Origin of the sequence: Vibrio sp. 10N.261.52.C11 (assembly GCF_041471405.1) — a bacterium.
Lineage (GTDB): Bacteria > Pseudomonadota > Gammaproteobacteria > Enterobacterales > Vibrionaceae > Vibrio > Vibrio crassostreae_C.
In genome coordinates, this window is the sequence record NZ_JBFROI010000022.1 from 58,510 (window position 1) to 74,708 (window position 16,199).

16 protein-coding genes are annotated in these 16,199 nt (G+C 41.3%); all 16 read left to right on the forward strand.

Translation table 11 applies throughout. From position 1 onward, the window contains the following. The 16 genes from AB4323_RS08520 to AB4323_RS08595 all read left to right on the forward strand — a co-directional run bounded on the left by AB4323_RS08520 (position 1) and on the right by AB4323_RS08595 (position 16,086). Complete coding sequence (locus AB4323_RS08520; protein ID WP_372152164.1) at positions 1 to 1,737, forward strand: terminase large subunit; 1,737 nt, start codon at positions 1 to 3, stop codon at positions 1,735 to 1,737. A gap of 57 nt (positions 1,738 to 1,794) precedes the next feature. Next, positions 1,795 to 3,075 carry a phage portal protein gene (locus AB4323_RS08525; protein ID WP_053302703.1) on the forward strand — a complete coding sequence of 427 codons (1,281 nt, stop codon included), beginning with the start codon at positions 1,795 to 1,797 and terminating at the stop codon, positions 3,073 to 3,075. Then, entirely contained in the window at positions 3,072 to 3,761 is a 690-nt protein-coding gene (locus AB4323_RS08530; RefSeq protein WP_372005900.1) for an HK97 family phage prohead protease, read from the forward strand. The genes AB4323_RS08525 and AB4323_RS08530 overlap by 4 nt, the downstream gene beginning before the upstream one ends. Before the next feature lie 193 nt (positions 3,762 to 3,954). After that, positions 3,955 to 5,148 carry a phage major capsid protein gene (locus tag AB4323_RS08535; RefSeq protein ID WP_053302704.1) on the forward strand — a complete coding sequence of 398 codons (1,194 nt, stop codon included), beginning with the start codon at positions 3,955 to 3,957 and terminating at the stop codon, positions 5,146 to 5,148. 65 nt (positions 5,149 to 5,213) lie between these two features. Continuing rightward, the gene (locus tag AB4323_RS08540; protein ID WP_372152166.1) at positions 5,214 to 5,720 is read left to right on the forward strand and encodes a head-tail connector protein; all 507 of its coding nucleotides are present in this window, start codon (positions 5,214 to 5,216) and stop codon (positions 5,718 to 5,720) included. Positions 5,721 to 5,732: 12 nt separating this feature from the next. After that, entirely contained in the window at positions 5,733 to 6,062 is a 330-nt protein-coding gene (locus AB4323_RS08545; protein ID WP_372152168.1) for a head-tail adaptor protein, read from the forward strand. Next, a complete protein-coding gene (locus AB4323_RS08550; protein ID WP_053302707.1) occupies positions 6,055 to 6,615 on the forward strand; it encodes an HK97 gp10 family phage protein in 561 nt (186 codons plus the stop codon). The genes AB4323_RS08545 and AB4323_RS08550 overlap by 8 nt, the downstream gene beginning before the upstream one ends. Further along, entirely contained in the window at positions 6,612 to 6,980 is a 369-nt protein-coding gene (locus AB4323_RS08555; RefSeq protein WP_225468982.1) for a hypothetical protein, read from the forward strand. The genes AB4323_RS08550 and AB4323_RS08555 overlap by 4 nt, the downstream gene beginning before the upstream one ends. A gap of 40 nt (positions 6,981 to 7,020) precedes the next feature. After that, the gene (locus tag AB4323_RS08560; protein WP_053302709.1) at positions 7,021 to 7,443 is read left to right on the forward strand and encodes a hypothetical protein; all 423 of its coding nucleotides are present in this window, start codon (positions 7,021 to 7,023) and stop codon (positions 7,441 to 7,443) included. A gap of 80 nt (positions 7,444 to 7,523) precedes the next feature. Then, a complete protein-coding gene (locus AB4323_RS08565) occupies positions 7,524 to 7,904 on the forward strand; it encodes a hypothetical protein (protein ID WP_053302710.1) in 381 nt (126 codons plus the stop codon). A gap of 173 nt (positions 7,905 to 8,077) precedes the next feature. Further along, a complete protein-coding gene (locus tag AB4323_RS08570; protein ID WP_029795032.1) occupies positions 8,078 to 8,260 on the forward strand; it encodes a hypothetical protein in 183 nt (60 codons plus the stop codon). A 70-nt stretch (positions 8,261 to 8,330) separates the two neighbouring features. Continuing rightward, entirely contained in the window at positions 8,331 to 11,267 is a 2,937-nt protein-coding gene (locus tag AB4323_RS08575; protein ID WP_372152171.1) for a hypothetical protein, read from the forward strand. 238 nt (positions 11,268 to 11,505) lie between these two features. Next, a complete protein-coding gene (locus AB4323_RS08580) occupies positions 11,506 to 12,459 on the forward strand; it encodes a ComEC/Rec2 family competence protein (protein ID WP_372152172.1) in 954 nt (317 codons plus the stop codon). Further along, the gene (locus AB4323_RS08585) at positions 12,459 to 13,589 is read left to right on the forward strand and encodes a hypothetical protein (protein WP_372152174.1); all 1,131 of its coding nucleotides are present in this window, start codon (positions 12,459 to 12,461) and stop codon (positions 13,587 to 13,589) included. The genes AB4323_RS08580 and AB4323_RS08585 overlap by 1 nt, the downstream gene beginning before the upstream one ends. Next, positions 13,589 to 14,044, forward strand: coding sequence for a hypothetical protein (locus tag AB4323_RS08590; protein ID WP_258619247.1), 456 nt, complete (start codon positions 13,589 to 13,591; stop codon positions 14,042 to 14,044). The genes AB4323_RS08585 and AB4323_RS08590 overlap by 1 nt, the downstream gene beginning before the upstream one ends. After that, positions 14,041 to 16,086, forward strand: a complete 2,046-nt coding sequence (locus AB4323_RS08595) for a hypothetical protein (RefSeq protein WP_372152176.1) — start codon at positions 14,041 to 14,043, stop codon at positions 16,084 to 16,086. The genes AB4323_RS08590 and AB4323_RS08595 overlap by 4 nt, the downstream gene beginning before the upstream one ends. The last annotated feature ends 113 nt before the right edge of the window (positions 16,087 to 16,199 follow it).

Genomic DNA, 16,199 nt, shown 5'->3' on the forward strand with positions numbered 1-16,199 from the left:
ATGCCTCCTGACAAGTACAGATACCCGAGGCTCAAGGAGCAAGAGCAGTCGTCTAAATGGGTTCATAAATACTGTTACCAAGTCTTGTCCGGTGAGATCGTAGCGAACAAATGGATCAAGCTAGCTGCTGAAAGACACTTTAATGACCTAAAACGAGCCAAATCCAAAGACTTTAAATACGAATTCAATGCTAAGCGTGCTCAACGTGCCATCGACTTCTACCAGTTCATCAAGCACACAAAAGGAGAGCTCGCCGGAACGCCAATGAAACTCATGCCGTGGCAGCAGTTTATTGTTGGCTCTATATTCGGCTGGGTTACAAAGCAGAAGGATAAGGTTACTAAGAAACAAACACGCCGATTCAGAACCGCAGAAGTATTCGTTGCCCGTAAGAATGGTAAATCGACATTAGCATCTGGTATTGGTCTCTATGCAATGCTGGCTGATGGTGAGCTGGGTGCCGAAGTCTATTCAGCCGCAACGACACGTGACCAAGCCCGAATTGTCTTTGATGATGCCAAGCACATGTTGGTGAACAGTGATCTAAAGGAAGTCGCTAAAGCTTATCAGGCGGAGCTATACAGCCGAGAGCTAAACGCCAAGTTCAGACCGTTATCCAGTGACGCTAACAACCTCGACGGTCTCAATGTCCATTGTGCGCTGATAGACGAGATCCACGCTCATAAAACACGTGAAGTCTATGACGTTATCGAAACTGCCACAGGCGCGAGAACACAGCCGCTTATTTTCGTTATATCAACCGCAGGTTTCATCTTGGATGGAATCGCAAATGAGCTATGGAAATACGGCGAAGAAATTCTGGAAGGTATACGAGCCGATGACACGTTCTTCGCGGCACTTTACACCATGGATACCGGAGATGACTTCACTGATCCTGATAGCTGGCTTAAGGCTAATCCGTGTCTTGGTGTTTCAAAGAAATACGAGGATATGGAACGTCTTTGCAACAAAGCACAGGCAATGGTGTCAGCGCGTGGTAACTACCTCACCAAACACTGCAATATCTTCGTTAACTCAAGCGATGCATGGTTGGATATCCAAGAAGTACAAAAGTGCAAAGCAGACATCAACCTGACTGATTACATGGGGCGCGAATGCTATATCGGACTAGACCTTGCACAGAAGCTCGACTTAACAGCAATGAGCCTGATTTTCCCGCGTGATGACGGTGGTATCGACGTATTCTTCAGGCACTATTTACCGGAAGACGCATTACTAAGCACCTCAGACAGACAACGGTTGCTATATCAAAAATGGTCGCAAGATGACTACCTTGAACTAACGGAAGGTATTGCTACTGATTATCGCATTATCAAAGACGATTTACGGCAGTTTTGCGAGCAGTTTGATGTTCAGTCGATTGGTTACGATCCCTATTCAGCAACACAACTCAGCTTTGAGCTATCAGACGAAGGCTTACCGATGGTATCAGTGCCGCAGAACATCAAGAATCTGAGCGAGCCAAGCAAAGAGTTTGAACAGCTGATAATGACTCAGAACATTCGGTATAGCGGTGACAGTGTTTTCGAATACTGTTGTGCTAATGCGAATATCTATGTTGATGCCAATGAGAACATCAAGCCCATCAAAGAAAACAAAATGTCTAACCAGAAAATAGACTCTGTTGTCGCCTGTATTACGGGCCTCAGTTTATGCGTATTGAAAGAGCCGGAGGAGAAATCGGTATATGAGACCAGAGAATTGATCTGGCTATAAATACAAAGAAAACAATAACAAGAGTCAGCTACAGCTGACCATAGAAAGGATTCCAACATGATTTTAGATCACCAAGGAAATCCGCTCAGTTCAGAAAAATCATTCAGTAACTACAACTACGATTTCAGCTTCATGCACTCCGGCTTTCACGTTGCTGGTGTTGATGTGTCTCCCCTTAAAGCCTATCAACACGGCATCGTTTATAGCTGCATCCGCGTGTTAGCGGAAAGTATTGGTCAACTGCCAGTACGCCTCTACAAACGCACGGAGAGCGGCAGAGAGCGCGTTCTAAGCCACAGAATGTCGTCGGTATTAACTCAAATGCCAAACGACTACATGACGTGGCAAGAGCTGCTGGAAATGATTGTTACTCATCTGAACCTTGACGGTAACTTTTATGCTTTCGTGAACAAAAACAGAAACGGCAAGATTGTAGAGATCATTCCGATCCCAACGCCCAGTTCAGTCAGCATTTTGATGCAAAAAGGCACTATCAAATACCAAGTCGCACCGGATACGGTGATCAAACTGTCTAAATCAACGTTCAGTGCTAATGAAATCCTGCATATCAAAGGCAGTAGCATTGATGGTTTACGTGGTATTACGCCAATTCAGAACGCTGCGAAAACAATTGGTTTATCACTAGCGGCAGAAAAACATGGTGAGGAGTTTTTCAATAACTCAGCCACACCGAATGGTTATCTCACGACTGACGGAAAGCTATCAGCCGAAGCGATTGAACGCTTACGTGAAAACTGGGCTCAGAACTTCCAAGGTTTAAGGAACAGCAGCAAGACAGCCGTCTTTGAAGAAGGGATGGAATACAAGCCTATAGCGATTTCACATCGAGACAGTCAGTTCCTTGAAACACGCGAGTTCCAGAAAAAGGAAATCTGCTCGATCTTCCGCGTGCCTACGTCAATGGTGGGCGTTGGTGAGCAGAAATACAGCAACTACGAACAAGCAGTACTGAGTTTTCACCGTGACACGCTCATGCCGTTAATTACACGAATTGTCAGTCGCTTAAACGCGATGCTACCGGATGACTTGGAAGTACAGCTAGACGATACACAGATCTTACGTGGTGATAGTAAAACTCAAGCGGATGTCATCGATAAGCACTTCAAAAACGGCTTACTCAGTATCAATGAAGCACGCGAACAGCTTGGTTTAGATGCTATTGCTGGTGGCGATGTCAGAGCCATTGTGACCAACAACATCACGTTAGGTCACTTAGCTGATCTGGATAAGCTGCAAGCAACAGGGCAATCAACCTCTGATAACAATAACGATCAACCAGAGCCTGAATCTGGTGAAGAAAATGAGGACTCACTATGACGTTGAAACACAAACAGATGTCTTTCGATATCAAATCATTTGATGCGGATACTGGATGCTTTGAAGGTTATGCGAACGTCTTTGATTTCAAAGATTATGCTGGCGACATCACACAGTCAGGAGCTTTCACTAAGTCACTTAAGAAGCATAAAGATAAAAACACAATGCCAGCATTGCTGTGGCAACACAAAATGGATCAGCCTATTGGTGTTTGGACAGAGATGTATGAAGACGAACACGGGCTATACGCTAAGGGTCAATTAGCGTTGGGTGTACAGCAAGCCGATGAAGCCTACATCTTAATGAAAATGGGCGCGTTAAGCGGCTTATCAATCGGGTATATCACAACCAAAGAACATTATGACCGCGAGCAGAAAGCCAACTTGCTGCAAGAGCTTACGCTGCTTGAAACCTCATTGGTCACCATGCCGTGCTCAGATATCAGCCGTGTAGAAGTCGTGAAATCCAGATTTGAACAGGAAGAGCTACCGACTGAACGTGAAATGGAAAAAGCACTGCGTGAACTTGGCTTGTCTCGCAAGCAATCCAAAGCATTTTTAGCTGAGGGTTATAAATCACTGGCAGCGAATGACGATGAAAATAAAGCGGAAGTGATTGAACTAAATAACACTGTAAGTACAAAAGAAGCAAGTGAACTATTAGACCTAATAAATAAACTTGCATAAATAAGTATGCCGACCGTGGCAACCAATAATAAAAATAAAGAAACGGATTCAACTCAAATGTCGATTCTTTTAGCGGGATGCTAATCAATCAAATATATCCGAATAGCGTGATGCTAGCTCGGCATGTATTCACACATACCTAAACGATCCTTTCTTTCTATTTCCAACTAATAACAAAAACAAAGGAATGTAGATGGATTTTACAGAACTAAAAGAAGCTGTCGAAGCGATCGCACAGAAAAAAGAGGCTACCGCTGAAGAATTGGCAGAAGTAAAAGGCCAACTGGATGAGTTTGTAAATAAATCAGCACTGCAAGAATTAGCAACAAAAAACGCTGATCTGGCAAACACAGTTGAAGAACTAAAAGAACAAATCGCCGACATGGAAGTAAAGGGACACTATTCAATGAATGCTCAAACCAAAACTTTTGACCTTAATACTGAGGTTAAATCATTAGCACTCGCTAACCCACAGGCAGATATTTTATCTAAAGCAAATAATGAAGGACTAATGCGTACCGACGCTGAATCAGCTGGCGTAACTATCCGCACACAATACGAGCAAGGCATCATCAAGCCACTAAAAGAGCGTTCAGCATTCCTGTCTCGTATTGGTTCACGTGCAGTGCCAAACGAAGATTTTAAACGTCTGGTGAAAATCAAAGATGCTGATTTTCGTTGGGGCGGTGAAAACACGGCTAACGGCACCATCGCGAATACTGGTGTTCAAGGCTACGCAGAAGTAACCGGAACATACGGTAAAGCCGAAGCTTACCCCTTCATTACCGATGAAATGCTGCATGACAGCGAGTTTAATCTTGTTGCTGAACTCTCTGAATCCGTACTGGATGAAATTGCAGACGGTATTGCACTTGCGGCACTAAAAGGTGACGGTAACAAGAAGCCAAAAGGGTTAATGGCACACACCACTGGTGCAGCTCATGAGAAGTTTGAAGTTCTTGAGGTGGGCGCAACGGGCAAGCTAGGCGCAAACACTGCCGCAGCCGTTAAAGCACTGCGCAGCATTGTTCGAGCGCTTAAACCTAGCTACCGCGCCAACGCCGTGTGGATGATGAACGAAGAGCAGCGCGACATTCTGGCTGGCTTTACTTACGCGGATGGCAAATCAATCATCAACGAAGACATTACAGAGATGCCAGAAGGCCGTTTGCTAGGCAAAGAAATCATCATCGATCCAAACATGACAGTGGGTGAGATGGTATTTGGTGACCTGAATCGTGGCTTTACCTTGCTGAACGTTCAAGGCATGAAAGTGTTACCTAATCCATACGTTGCACCGGGCAACACGCAGTTCTACCACGCTATTCGCGTCGGTACGATTGTGAACGATGTTCAGGCAGTGAAAATCGTAAAGATCAAAGCGTAGTCCATTAGACATTTACCCCTTGCTAGACACGTGAGGGGCATTTTGTCGTGTAAAAAGGAGAGAACATGATTACTCATATTGAATGTATCCAGAGTGAATCTCCTGTTGATTTGCCTGAAGTGAAACAGCACTTACGCATTGAAGAAGACTTTGATGATGTTTATCTGGCAAAGCTTATTGAAGCGGCTATTGCCTATGTTGAAACTAAGCTGAACCGTAAGATCCGCAGACACCGAGCCACATACTTCATCAAGGAAGTACATGGGGCTATTTTACTGCCTTACGGTGAAACTAATGTCGCTAAAGTAACAACAGACGAGAAGCCGCTAGCTGCACCAACGGATTACGTGCAAGGTTGTGGCCGTGTTGTATTTCCGAGCAAACAGCAGAGCGTCACCGTGACGTTTGAATGTGGCTATACAAAAGAAACTTGTCCGGCAGACATCAGACACGCCTTGTTATTACTTGTCGGGACGCTGTACGAGCAGCGTATGGACATCAGCATAGGTATTCAGACCTACAAAGCACATTTCAGCTCTGAGCACCTGCTACAACCACACAAGCTCTATTAAGCAGGAGGTCATATGGTCAATTTCGGACGAATGAACCACTGCGTGACCTTCGTGAAACAAGCAGAGCAGCGCAACGAGTTCAACGAGATAGAACAAACCTATACGGATGTCGTGACCCGCTATGCTCAGGTCACCAACAAAAGCTATTCCACTACGAAAGACAAAGCGCCTATCGCTCAGAAAGTCATTGAAATCAGAACAAGGTACATCAGTAAAATTACCGATGATCTGCTTGTTAAATGGCAACAAGAGCTATACGAAATTGATTCAGTGGTGGATTTTGATCACAGCAAAAGATCACTGGTGATAGTCGCTATCGTGCGAGGTAAAGCAGATGATTAGTACCAGCATGGAAGGCTTTCAGGAAGCTAACGATATGCTGGCTGACTTACAAAGTATCTTAGGTAAAAAAGCCGCGCGAACAGCCGCCAAACAAGCCATGACACCAGTATTGCATGAAATACAGCAAACGGCTCCCTATGACGCTTTAACCGATGACGGTATTCACTTACGAGAACATTTTAAATTAAGTGTAACGGGCAGAACAGCAAGAGATAGACGCAAAGATAACACGACGTTTCTCAGAGCAAGGGTCCAGACATCAAACAAAGATGTTGAGCGATATGCCGCTCTGGTTGAGTTCGGCAGGCATGAGTTTACAACGGTGAAAACTAACGCTTATGGCATTCCCACCAGCCCATTTAGTGTCACGGTTAAGCCAACAGCCGCTAATCCATTCATGCGACCTGCAATGAATAAACATCAAGATAATGTCGTTGATACCTTTACGACAGGCATCATTAATGAAGCGAATAACATCGGACAAAACAGAAACAGGACGGCTAGATCAAAGATCAAAGCAAAGGAGCGCAAAGCGAAAAAGGCACTTGAATGATTGAGATATTACTTGCTAATAAGCTCAATGACATAACGACAAACAATTACCCTATAAAGTTACCTGAAAAAGCGATTAAGCCCGCTCTCGTTTATACAGTAATAAATAAAAATAAGCATAAGCACTTAGATAAAAGTAAGCATTATACATTGACGTTTCAAGTTAATGTGTTTGCAGATTCGTATAAACAAGCAAAGTTATTACAACAGCAGGTGGAAGATGTTTTTGATGAGTGCAATGCAGTAGAAACCATAAATAAACAGGAATACACACTGCAAAGTTATGTCGTCAATGTCGTTGACTTATTCAGTCTAAATGCAAATCAAATAGCCATAGATATTCAAGTCGAATATATGATTGGCTGAACAACTCTAATAACAATAATAATAAAAGAGGTAACAACCTATGGCTTTTAAACTTTCTAAAGGCACAGTCGTGCATTACGACTTAACTGGCTGGGGCAAAGCTGCTGACGAAGTCACTACCAAGTTCGAAGGCGTAAACAGTTTCAGTGGTGTCACTGTATCACGTGAATCTATTTCTGAAATCGATCTGGAAACAGGCGATCAGGTAAAAGCCGCTGGTAACACATCAGTAGACGCACTTGAGATCAGTGTCCGTATTCCCGATGGCGACACGCTGTTTGAAACCTTCTATACAGCGATGGACGGTGACAATCAACAGACACTGAAAGCCGTTATCGCAGGGAAAACATTCCTGTTTAACACGGTGATTACTAACGTAGGCTTACCCGTTGAAGAATCGGGCTTCATGCACACTACTATCAGCTTTGAAGTGTCTGGCAAGCCTACGCTAGTTAAAGCATAAGCCATTTCTTTCTTTGGCTGGCGATCACCTCAAAAGCCAACTTCTTCGCCTCCACAACAATAATTATAAAGGACAACCCGATGAGCCTAGCAGCACGTATTCAGCAGAAGCTTACAAAGAACTTATACGAACTTTATTTTGAAGAATTTGATGAAAAGATTTACTTAGCGCCGTTGACTGTAGAGCAGCGCAGCAAAGTACAAAAGCAGAAAGACGAAACCAAAAGCCAGATCTTAGCCTTCACTCTTTGTGCATTTGATGCAGAGGGAAAGCCCGCAGCGACGGAAGCAGAAGCCAAGGCACTGCCAGATACGATAGTCGGTATAAGTACCGCCATTATCATGCTGCTTACACAAGGCGCGAAACACGACACCATTGATAAGTTCGTTGCCAGCTATAACGCTGAGATCAACCCAGACATTCCAAATATTGATGAGGAAGAGCTGAACCCAAACCAGTAAAGGAGCTGTTCAGAAATAAGGAACTACTGGCACAGCTCCAGATATGTGACCGCTTTGGGTACACCCTCGAACAAGTAAGAGACTTTTCTTACTCAGACTTCAAGTTATATCAAGCCTACATCCAAAAAGAGCCAGCAGGTGCAAGAGCACAAGCTTACTACTTCGGTCAGCTCATGGCACTCATCGCCAACGTCAACGGAACAAGTAAGAAAACAGAGCCGTTCAAGGTTACTGATTTTGTGCCGTGGGCAGATCAAACCATACCGGATGATTACCTAACTGAAACTGAACTCGAAGCCAAAGAGAACGAAGAAGAGCAGAAAGCAATAGACGCTTTGATGAGCGCAATCACTTAACACCAGCCTCGCTAATGCGGGGCTTTTTTATACCCAAACCCGAATAACAAAAATAATAAAAGGGGTACTTATGGCAAAAATAAGAGCCGCTAAAGTGACGGTTGATCTTGAAGCGAGATCGGCCAAGTTCACTGAGGCACTTGATAGAGCACAACGACAAGCCGCCACCTCAAGTAACGCGATTAACCGTAGTTTAGGCAGACTTGAACAAGCATCTAAGCGTTTTGAAAAGAACATGACTGATGCTTTGTGGCGTCCGTTTCATGGCTTTAAACGTGCAACCGCGCCATTCAAACTCGCTATCAGGCAGATCAAAAACATAGTCAGCAACTCAATCCGACCATTTAAAAGCTTAGCGCGTTATATCAGTGGGCCATTTGTAAGTGCCTTTAAGCGTGCAAAGAATGGCTTACGCACATTTGCCTTATCTGTAACGGGCGCTGTTGCTGGCTTTACTGCTTTAACCGTGGCTTTCAGTAAGCAAAGCCTAGAAATGCGTCGCTGGGCGAACATGCTTGGTATTGGCTACGCAGAGCTTAATGAACTTCAATACGCCGCTGCGCAATTTGGTATTTCTAACGAGCAGTTAGCAGACGGTATGAAAGATCTAACTGCAAAGATCGAAGACGCAGCATATGCAGGCTCAGGCGCACTGTTACCGTTCTTTACTGCTATCAACCAAGAAGCTACTGAATGGCAGAACTTATCACCAACAGAGCAATTGCTCCGCTTTAGTGAAGAACTATCAAAAATGGATTACAACACCGCGCTGTATTGGGCTGATGAAGTTAACGGTGCTATGACAGAAATGACGCCGTTACTGCACAGAGGCGCTGAATACTTTCAGAGTATGCGCGAAGAAGCGCAGGCATTCGGAGCAAGCATTGACGGTGTTGACCAGATAAAGCAAATCCAGTCTGTTTTTACTCGTATCCAGTACACCATGCGAAACTTTTTTACTGGTGTCGGTGCGAATTTAGCTCCAATTATTCTGAATGCGTTTGACTCAGCTATCGCACGATTCCGCGCGTATATTTCGCAGTTTGGTGACGGTAACGAAGCAATGGGTTTCAAGCGCTTCGTTAACAACTTCACACTGGATGTCATTGACACAACCGTCGCGATGTTTCGCGGCGTGGATACAGTCATTAACTCAATTAGCTCAGCATTTGACTCAGTAACGGATTTCTTAAACAAGCTACGCGATTTGCCAACATTTGGTGGTAAACATCAGCTGACTTCACGTGCTCAAACATTACTGACTGATAGTCAGCAAAGCTATATTGATAACCGAGGTCGCTCTTACAACAACGCACGCCGATATGAACGCTTACGTGATGAAGAGCAAGCTAAGTTAGACCAAATGGATAGTGGCCGTAACTTGTTCGGCACCATTACGGATCGTGAAGCGGCGCGCAGTTATGACCACCAAAAAGCCAATGTTCAAACATACAAGTCAATGCTTCAACAGCTTGCCGTCAATGAGGGTATCAACGGAATATTGGCTAATGGCGATAACATTTCATCAGCCGTTTTGGACAAGTACAACGAAGCCGTTGATAAAGCGAACAGGGTCGCTAGTGAGCTAAACGATACAGCTAGCGCAACACAATCCATTCAAGAGTTTTTCCTGACTCAGCGTGATGCGATTGCTGACAGCAATAACGTAACCGAAGTATCAAAAACACCGGAACAACAAGCGCAAGAGCAACGTGCAGAGAGCGTCAGAGCCACACGTAGTCGCGCAAACAATGGTTTTAGGGCAAGCACACAGGACTTTGGTTTTAAGGGGTTAGAGCTTGGCTTAGACGCTTATAAAGCGGCGCAGCAGCGCTTTATCCAAATACAGCAAGACAGCAAAACCACCGAAGCCAATATCGAGCAACGAGCTGCGGAGCAGCGTGTATTGATTAACGCTGGTGCTGATCGTGATATCGCTATTGAGCGCTCACGTGTCTATGACGCAAATAACAACCTGTTAGCGAGTGCAACTGACCAACAAGTCCAAGCGGTTCAACAAGCCATCGCTCATATCAATGCAGAGCGCGAAACCGCTTTAGCAGGTATTGACGTAGATACAGACAATAAGCGCCAAGCAGTACTGGATAAAGAGCGAGTATTTCACAATCAGTTACTGGGTGTCAGACGACAGTTCGGACTTGATATCAGTGATGAACAGGAGCTTGAAGACCAAGCTGAGCTAACAAAGTTGACAGCTTACTACGATCAGCGTTTAGCGAACTTAGAAGCGGCTTACAGCAAGGAGTCAGAGCTATACAGACACTTACAGCAGGAAAAAGCTGCGGCATTAGAAGAACTACTTACTAAACAACAAGAGCAGCAAGAAGCTGAGCAGTTCGCGGGTAATGGTTTCTTCGATATGTTCAATCGTTTAACGGAAACAAAAGCCAATGCTTACGCGCAGCAAGAGTCAATGACCAAGGGTTATACCAATGCTGACATTGCCGCCGCAGCAGATAGTGAAGATCAAAAGCTGGATATCATGAAAGCGAGTGGTAATCAGCTATTAGCGGAAGGTGCCAAGCAGAACAAGAAACTATTCCAGTTGAACAAGTCGATGAAGATAGCCGATGCGTTGATGTCAACTTATAAAGGAATGGCTGCTGCAATGGAGTGGGGGATGCCGATGGGGCCCGTATTTGCTGCAATGGTTGGTGCTCAAGGTTTTTTGCAGGTAAACGCTATCCGTCAGATGCAATGGAGTGGTCAGGCTCACGATGGTATCGATTATGTGCCAAATACGGGTACATGGAACTTAGAAACAGGAGAACGCGTCGTTGATAAGCGCACTAACGCAGATTTAAAACGATACCTGTACGACAACAACCGTAATTCACAACAGCAAACAGCAAGCGTTACTGTAGACGCAGGTGTAACAGTAAACGGCAACGTGACAGATGAGAACTGGTTCAAAGAGCAACTAGCACTACACCGCGAAGATCTGGCCTACAACATGCGCCAAGCGTCTGCATCCGGTTACTTTTAATCTGTGTAGTTTGTCCACGATATAAAACTTTGGGTAATGGACTTGAGCACGCAACTAAACAAGCAAAGCAAAACTCAACATCAGCAACAAAAAGCGCCTAAAAACATAGAAGTAGACAGTTATTAGAACGAAAATAATGACCCAGATCATGCGATACTAAACACCATGTGGTCTTCAATATGTTAAAGTGACACGATGAATAGTGATGCATTGCATAAGTTAGTGAGTAGAGGTTAGTTTGCAGGTTCATCTTCTTGAGGCCCAGACAGGTGACGCGTTCATAGTTGACTGTGGAGACAGCAGAATAATCATTGATGGAGGTACTAGAGGTGTTGCGAAATCTATTAGACGCAAACTTCAAAACAATGTTGGTCAGGAGTTGAAGGCTATCATTGTATCTCATGTAGATAATGATCATGTTGGTGGCATTGTAAAGATGTTTCAACATCATTCATCCCTCATCCCTAAGCATGTGCCAATCTACATCAACCATCCTTCGCTAGTTCCCGTGAAAGAAGATAAGTCGGGTTTAGTCTCATTTGATGATGGAAATACACTCAAAACATTATTGGATGATAAAGGCTATTGTGTAAGGCAAGCATCGGAAGACGATGTCATAAAGTTGGGTTCAATCGAGCTAAAAATATTGACACCTAGTATTGAAGATAGAACCAGTTTGTATAAAGAATGGTTGAAATCAGATAAGGATAGTGGGTTAGTTTCAAGCGATTTGATTGAAGTTGATTATTTAGCAATGTTTAAAGAGCCTAAGCCACACGTTCAATCAGATATTGTTAATATTGCTTCAACATCATTTATTCTCGAACACCAAGAAAAACGTGTACTCTTTCTATCTGACTCTGATTCGAATTCAATTGAGACAAAGCTTAAAAAGAAAACGAAGTTTGACCTTGTGAAAGTTTCACACCATGGAAGTAAGAACAATACTAGCTTGAAGATGCTAGAGAAGATTGAATGTAATAATTTTATTGTTTCGACTAATGGTCCTAGGAGTTATGGACATCCTCATGCAGAGAGTTTAGTTAGACTTATTAAATCCTGTGAAGCACACGGCTTCGGTGAGTGTAACTTGTACTTCAACTACAAAAAGGTCAAAGACAGGATTAGGCTGAAAAACATTCCTGAAAAAATAAAAGTAAACTTAATTCATACTAACTTGCTGAGTCTATAATGATAGAGCTAAAAGAAAAAATAAAACATAATTTTGTAGTGTTAGAGGCACAAAATATACATAAAGGTTGTGGCTTTCTATTTGAAGTAGATAGCAATATATATTGTGTGACTGCAGGACATGTCGTTTTTGGTCGAGAGTATGAGTATGATGAGGGCATTGACTTAGAGATCTATAATGTAAACAAAGAACGACTTTCTGATATTTCTCTCGTTTCTGACTTAAATTTTGCTAAAGAATATGATTTGGCATTATATAAAGTTCACAGTGTTATTAGTCACTTAAACCTAGTGACAATATCTGAGCAAATAGTAAACCCACAGCTAATAACACTTGCTTATATAAAAGCTACAGATCTAGATGAGCGTGTTTTTATCGATCCAATAACATGTAGTGAAAAATTATTTGAGAGTTCTGTGAGATACAAAGTTCCTACAAATAGCTTTAATAACTTCCAAGTAGACGAATTTGGTGCTTCCGCTATGGGAGGTATATCTGGCAGCCCAGCAATTTTGCTTACTAATGACAACCAGTTAGTCTTCCACGGTATAATAGAAAAAATTCCAAATCAAGGAACAGGTGATTTAGTTGACATTAGAGGACTTGCTCCACTAAAAAAATATATTGAATCCTTAGAGGTTGTTGAAAAATTAGATTTTGATGGGAATTCTTCTCTTATAAAATTTAGTGGCGCGAGAATAGATAAATTGATGCTAGAGCAGTGGGTTGAAAAATGGAAAAATGAACCTGAAAATGATGGTTATTATCACAACCTAGAGAAAAAGCTAAAGGTAATCTATGGAGATGACTACCATAAAGAGCTAGAGAAAGAATTGAAAAAAATAATGGTAGGAGATGAGTTGATTAAGACTACAATTGAGAAGGAATCACAATTATTCTTAGATTATGAAGAAGTTACTGATGCAGCAGCAAGTCATACTCAAGTTAAATATGTAAGCAATGCACAGGAAGCTTACGAATATTATGATAAAACTTATAATGACCATTTTGATTCAATCACAGAAGATCTAGGTAAATTTGGTTTAAAGAAATCACAACGAATGAGATTAGCTCAATATGATATTGCGACTTGGATGGCAGTTTGTAATTTGAGGTTTGAAGAAAAATAATGACTATTTCTATAGAGAAAAAATCATTTAGGACTTTTATTAATCCAAGGTCACTAGATAGCTATCGAATTACATCTATTATTTTGCTAATAGGTTACACCAAGACTAATAGAGAAAGTCAAGTTAAAAGGTATATCTATCTAGATAAGCTTCATTTTATGTTTGACCTGCTACTATGCGATCAAGAGTTTAAAGGTTTACCAAAGTTCATGATACCACCTTGGAATATTGATAAGGAATTGAAAAAATTACTTATTATATTAGTGCAGAATGATATTGTCGAGCAATCTCATTCTGGTAATAAAGTTAGGTACTCTCTAACTGAAAAAGGTGATTTAACACTTTCTCAAATTGAGAAAATAGAAGAACTAACTTCTCTAATTGATCGAGTCAAGAACCTCTGCAAGTCAGTAAAAACAAATGAATTTGAAAAATCTAAGGTAATATATAAATGATAAAAATTAATTTTGTCTCTTCTGACATTAGGGTTGTTGGTAGTGATAAGAAGTTTGGATTTAGATTTGATTTTTCTAGTGGTCTAAATATTATTACAGGACAAAACTCTTCAGGTAAATCCAGCATTCTATCATGTATATACTACAATCTAGGCATGGAACAACTCCTAGGTATGAGCACTAGTAAGAAAAGCTTATTAGATAAGTGTTTAACTAGTGAGTTCTTACATAAAGATCAAACGTACTCTGTAACTCAATCAATTATCAGTTTAGGTATTACAAACCACTTAGGAAATACCGTGCTCCTAGAACGCATAGCAGTTTCTCCAGACTCAGAAGAAAAAAATAGAATCATAGTCGAAGCTAACGGAGAAAGGAAGCCATATTATATACACAACACAAACGATCATAATGATAAACATGGGTTTTATCGTTGGTTGCAGAGTTTTATCGGAATTGACTTGCCTACAGAGGGGAGTGGAAAGAAGTACACGTTATATTTACAGAATCTATTTTCCAGTTGCTTCATAGAACAAACTAAAGGCTGGTCTGATTTCATGGCTCAAATGCCATCCTTTAATATAAAAGACTCCAAGCGCAAGCTCATCGAGTATATGCTATCTCTAGAGTGTCTAGAGAATGATATTGAAAAAGATAAGTTAAAGATAGAAAGATCTGAGCTAGTAGAGGAGTGGAATCGCACAGTTAAAAGCTTTGAGAGATTTGAATATAGTATTATTTATAAGCCTGATGGTATAAGCCGAAGATTTGAAAAGGCCAAAGAAGGATACTTTAGTAGTATTAACCTTAAAGTTAAAGCAGATTCTGAGTGGGAGCCTATATCAACAGTAATTAAGAATGTTAATAAGCGACTTAATAATTTGAGAATAGGCAATAGAGCTTCTGAAAAAAGGAAAGATTTGTCTATAACTAGTGAACGACGTAGAACACTAAAATTGAATCTGATTAAACTTAATAGAGTTAGATCGAACCTAGAAAGATCATATATAGCAGAGAAAATGAAAAGGGATAGTTATACTATACATCTAAATCGGCTTGTTACAGAACGCGAAAGCTTAATTGGAGCAAGTAAAGTAGATGGGATTTTTAGTGAGTTGGTAGAAAAGGAACACTGTCCTTTATGTGATAGTTCAATCGTGCTCGATGAACATGGTAAAGAAATTACATCACAAGATTATGATAATAGTATTAACTTTCTGAGTTCGAAGATATCTATGGTTAAAAACTATTTAGAGAGTTTTTCTAGTTTTGAAGAAGATTATTCGAAAAACTGTAGATACTATGATGAATTAATCAATAGCATTAGAGATGAAATCTCTGATATTGATAGAGACATTAACTCCGGAGTTGATGGTGAATCTTATCGTTCTCTCATTAAGGCGGAAATTAGGAATAGTGATTTTCTTGAAAAACTATCTAAGTTATATGAAGAGTTTGAAAAGTTCAAAGTTGATCTTACTAGAATAAACAAAAGAGTTATCGACATAGATGTCGAATTAAAAGATTTGAGAAATTCTTCAGATAAAGACAATGCTAAAATTCTGGAGTTTCAACAAGTTTTCAGGAAGCATTTGAAAGAATTTCATTACAATAGCAACCGTATAGGAAGTGTGAATATAAGGACGGAAAATCCGTATAAAGTTTTTCCAAGTGTTTTTAATGCTTCGGCAAACAGTCATCAACCAATTAGACTCGCTTCTTCAGCAAGTGACTTTATTCGTTCAGAATGGTCTTACTACTTATCTCTGCTAAAATTCTCGACCGTCCATCCGGGAGTTTTAATTTTTGATGAGCCTGGCCAACATGCAATGAGTTTTAACTCTATTAGAAATTTACTCCTTAATGCTGAGAAAGTTACAGATAAGCAGATTATATTTGCCATTTCCAAGTCAACAAAAGGATATGATGATGATAAGGAGCAGCACGATATAAGTATAGAGCAGCTAACTCAAGGTCTAGTTTCATTTAGACAGCTAGAAATAGATAAAAATGGGCATAAGTTAGTGTCTGAATTTAAGTAAGTTTAGTTTATGTTTGAGTGTTCAGTTTTAATGAATTAGTGACTTACTGAACGCAAAGCTCTACTTTCGAAATGGTCAAAGAACCTAGCGTATTATAGTCTCAATTAATCCAC

What these genes read in the sequence shown, in the direction of transcription:
- AB4323_RS08535 (WP_053302704.1), top strand. Translation starts at nt 3,955, where the DNA reads ATGGATTTTACAGAACTAAAAGAAGCTGTCGAAGCGATCGCACAGAAA.
- AB4323_RS08530 (WP_372005900.1), top strand. Translation starts at nt 3,072, where the DNA reads ATGACGTTGAAACACAAACAGATGTCTTTCGATATCAAATCATTTGAT.
- AB4323_RS08585 (WP_372152174.1), top strand. Translation starts at nt 12,459, where the DNA reads ATGATAGAGCTAAAAGAAAAAATAAAACATAATTTTGTAGTGTTAGAG.
- AB4323_RS08565 (WP_053302710.1), top strand. Translation starts at nt 7,524, where the DNA reads ATGAGCCTAGCAGCACGTATTCAGCAGAAGCTTACAAAGAACTTATAC.
- AB4323_RS08550 (WP_053302707.1), top strand. Translation starts at nt 6,055, where the DNA reads ATGATTAGTACCAGCATGGAAGGCTTTCAGGAAGCTAACGATATGCTG.
- AB4323_RS08590 (WP_258619247.1), top strand. Translation starts at nt 13,589, where the DNA reads ATGACTATTTCTATAGAGAAAAAATCATTTAGGACTTTTATTAATCCA.
- AB4323_RS08520 (WP_372152164.1), top strand. Translation starts at nt 1, where the DNA reads ATGCCTCCTGACAAGTACAGATACCCGAGGCTCAAGGAGCAAGAGCAG.
- AB4323_RS08555 (WP_225468982.1), top strand. Translation starts at nt 6,612, where the DNA reads ATGATTGAGATATTACTTGCTAATAAGCTCAATGACATAACGACAAAC.
- AB4323_RS08570 (WP_029795032.1), top strand. Translation starts at nt 8,078, where the DNA reads ATGGCACTCATCGCCAACGTCAACGGAACAAGTAAGAAAACAGAGCCG.
- AB4323_RS08525 (WP_053302703.1), top strand. Translation starts at nt 1,795, where the DNA reads ATGATTTTAGATCACCAAGGAAATCCGCTCAGTTCAGAAAAATCATTC.
- AB4323_RS08595 (WP_372152176.1), top strand. Translation starts at nt 14,041, where the DNA reads ATGATAAAAATTAATTTTGTCTCTTCTGACATTAGGGTTGTTGGTAGT.
- AB4323_RS08575 (WP_372152171.1), top strand. Translation starts at nt 8,331, where the DNA reads ATGGCAAAAATAAGAGCCGCTAAAGTGACGGTTGATCTTGAAGCGAGA.
- AB4323_RS08545 (WP_372152168.1), top strand. Translation starts at nt 5,733, where the DNA reads ATGGTCAATTTCGGACGAATGAACCACTGCGTGACCTTCGTGAAACAA.
- AB4323_RS08560 (WP_053302709.1), top strand. Translation starts at nt 7,021, where the DNA reads ATGGCTTTTAAACTTTCTAAAGGCACAGTCGTGCATTACGACTTAACT.
- AB4323_RS08540 (WP_372152166.1), top strand. Translation starts at nt 5,214, where the DNA reads ATGATTACTCATATTGAATGTATCCAGAGTGAATCTCCTGTTGATTTG.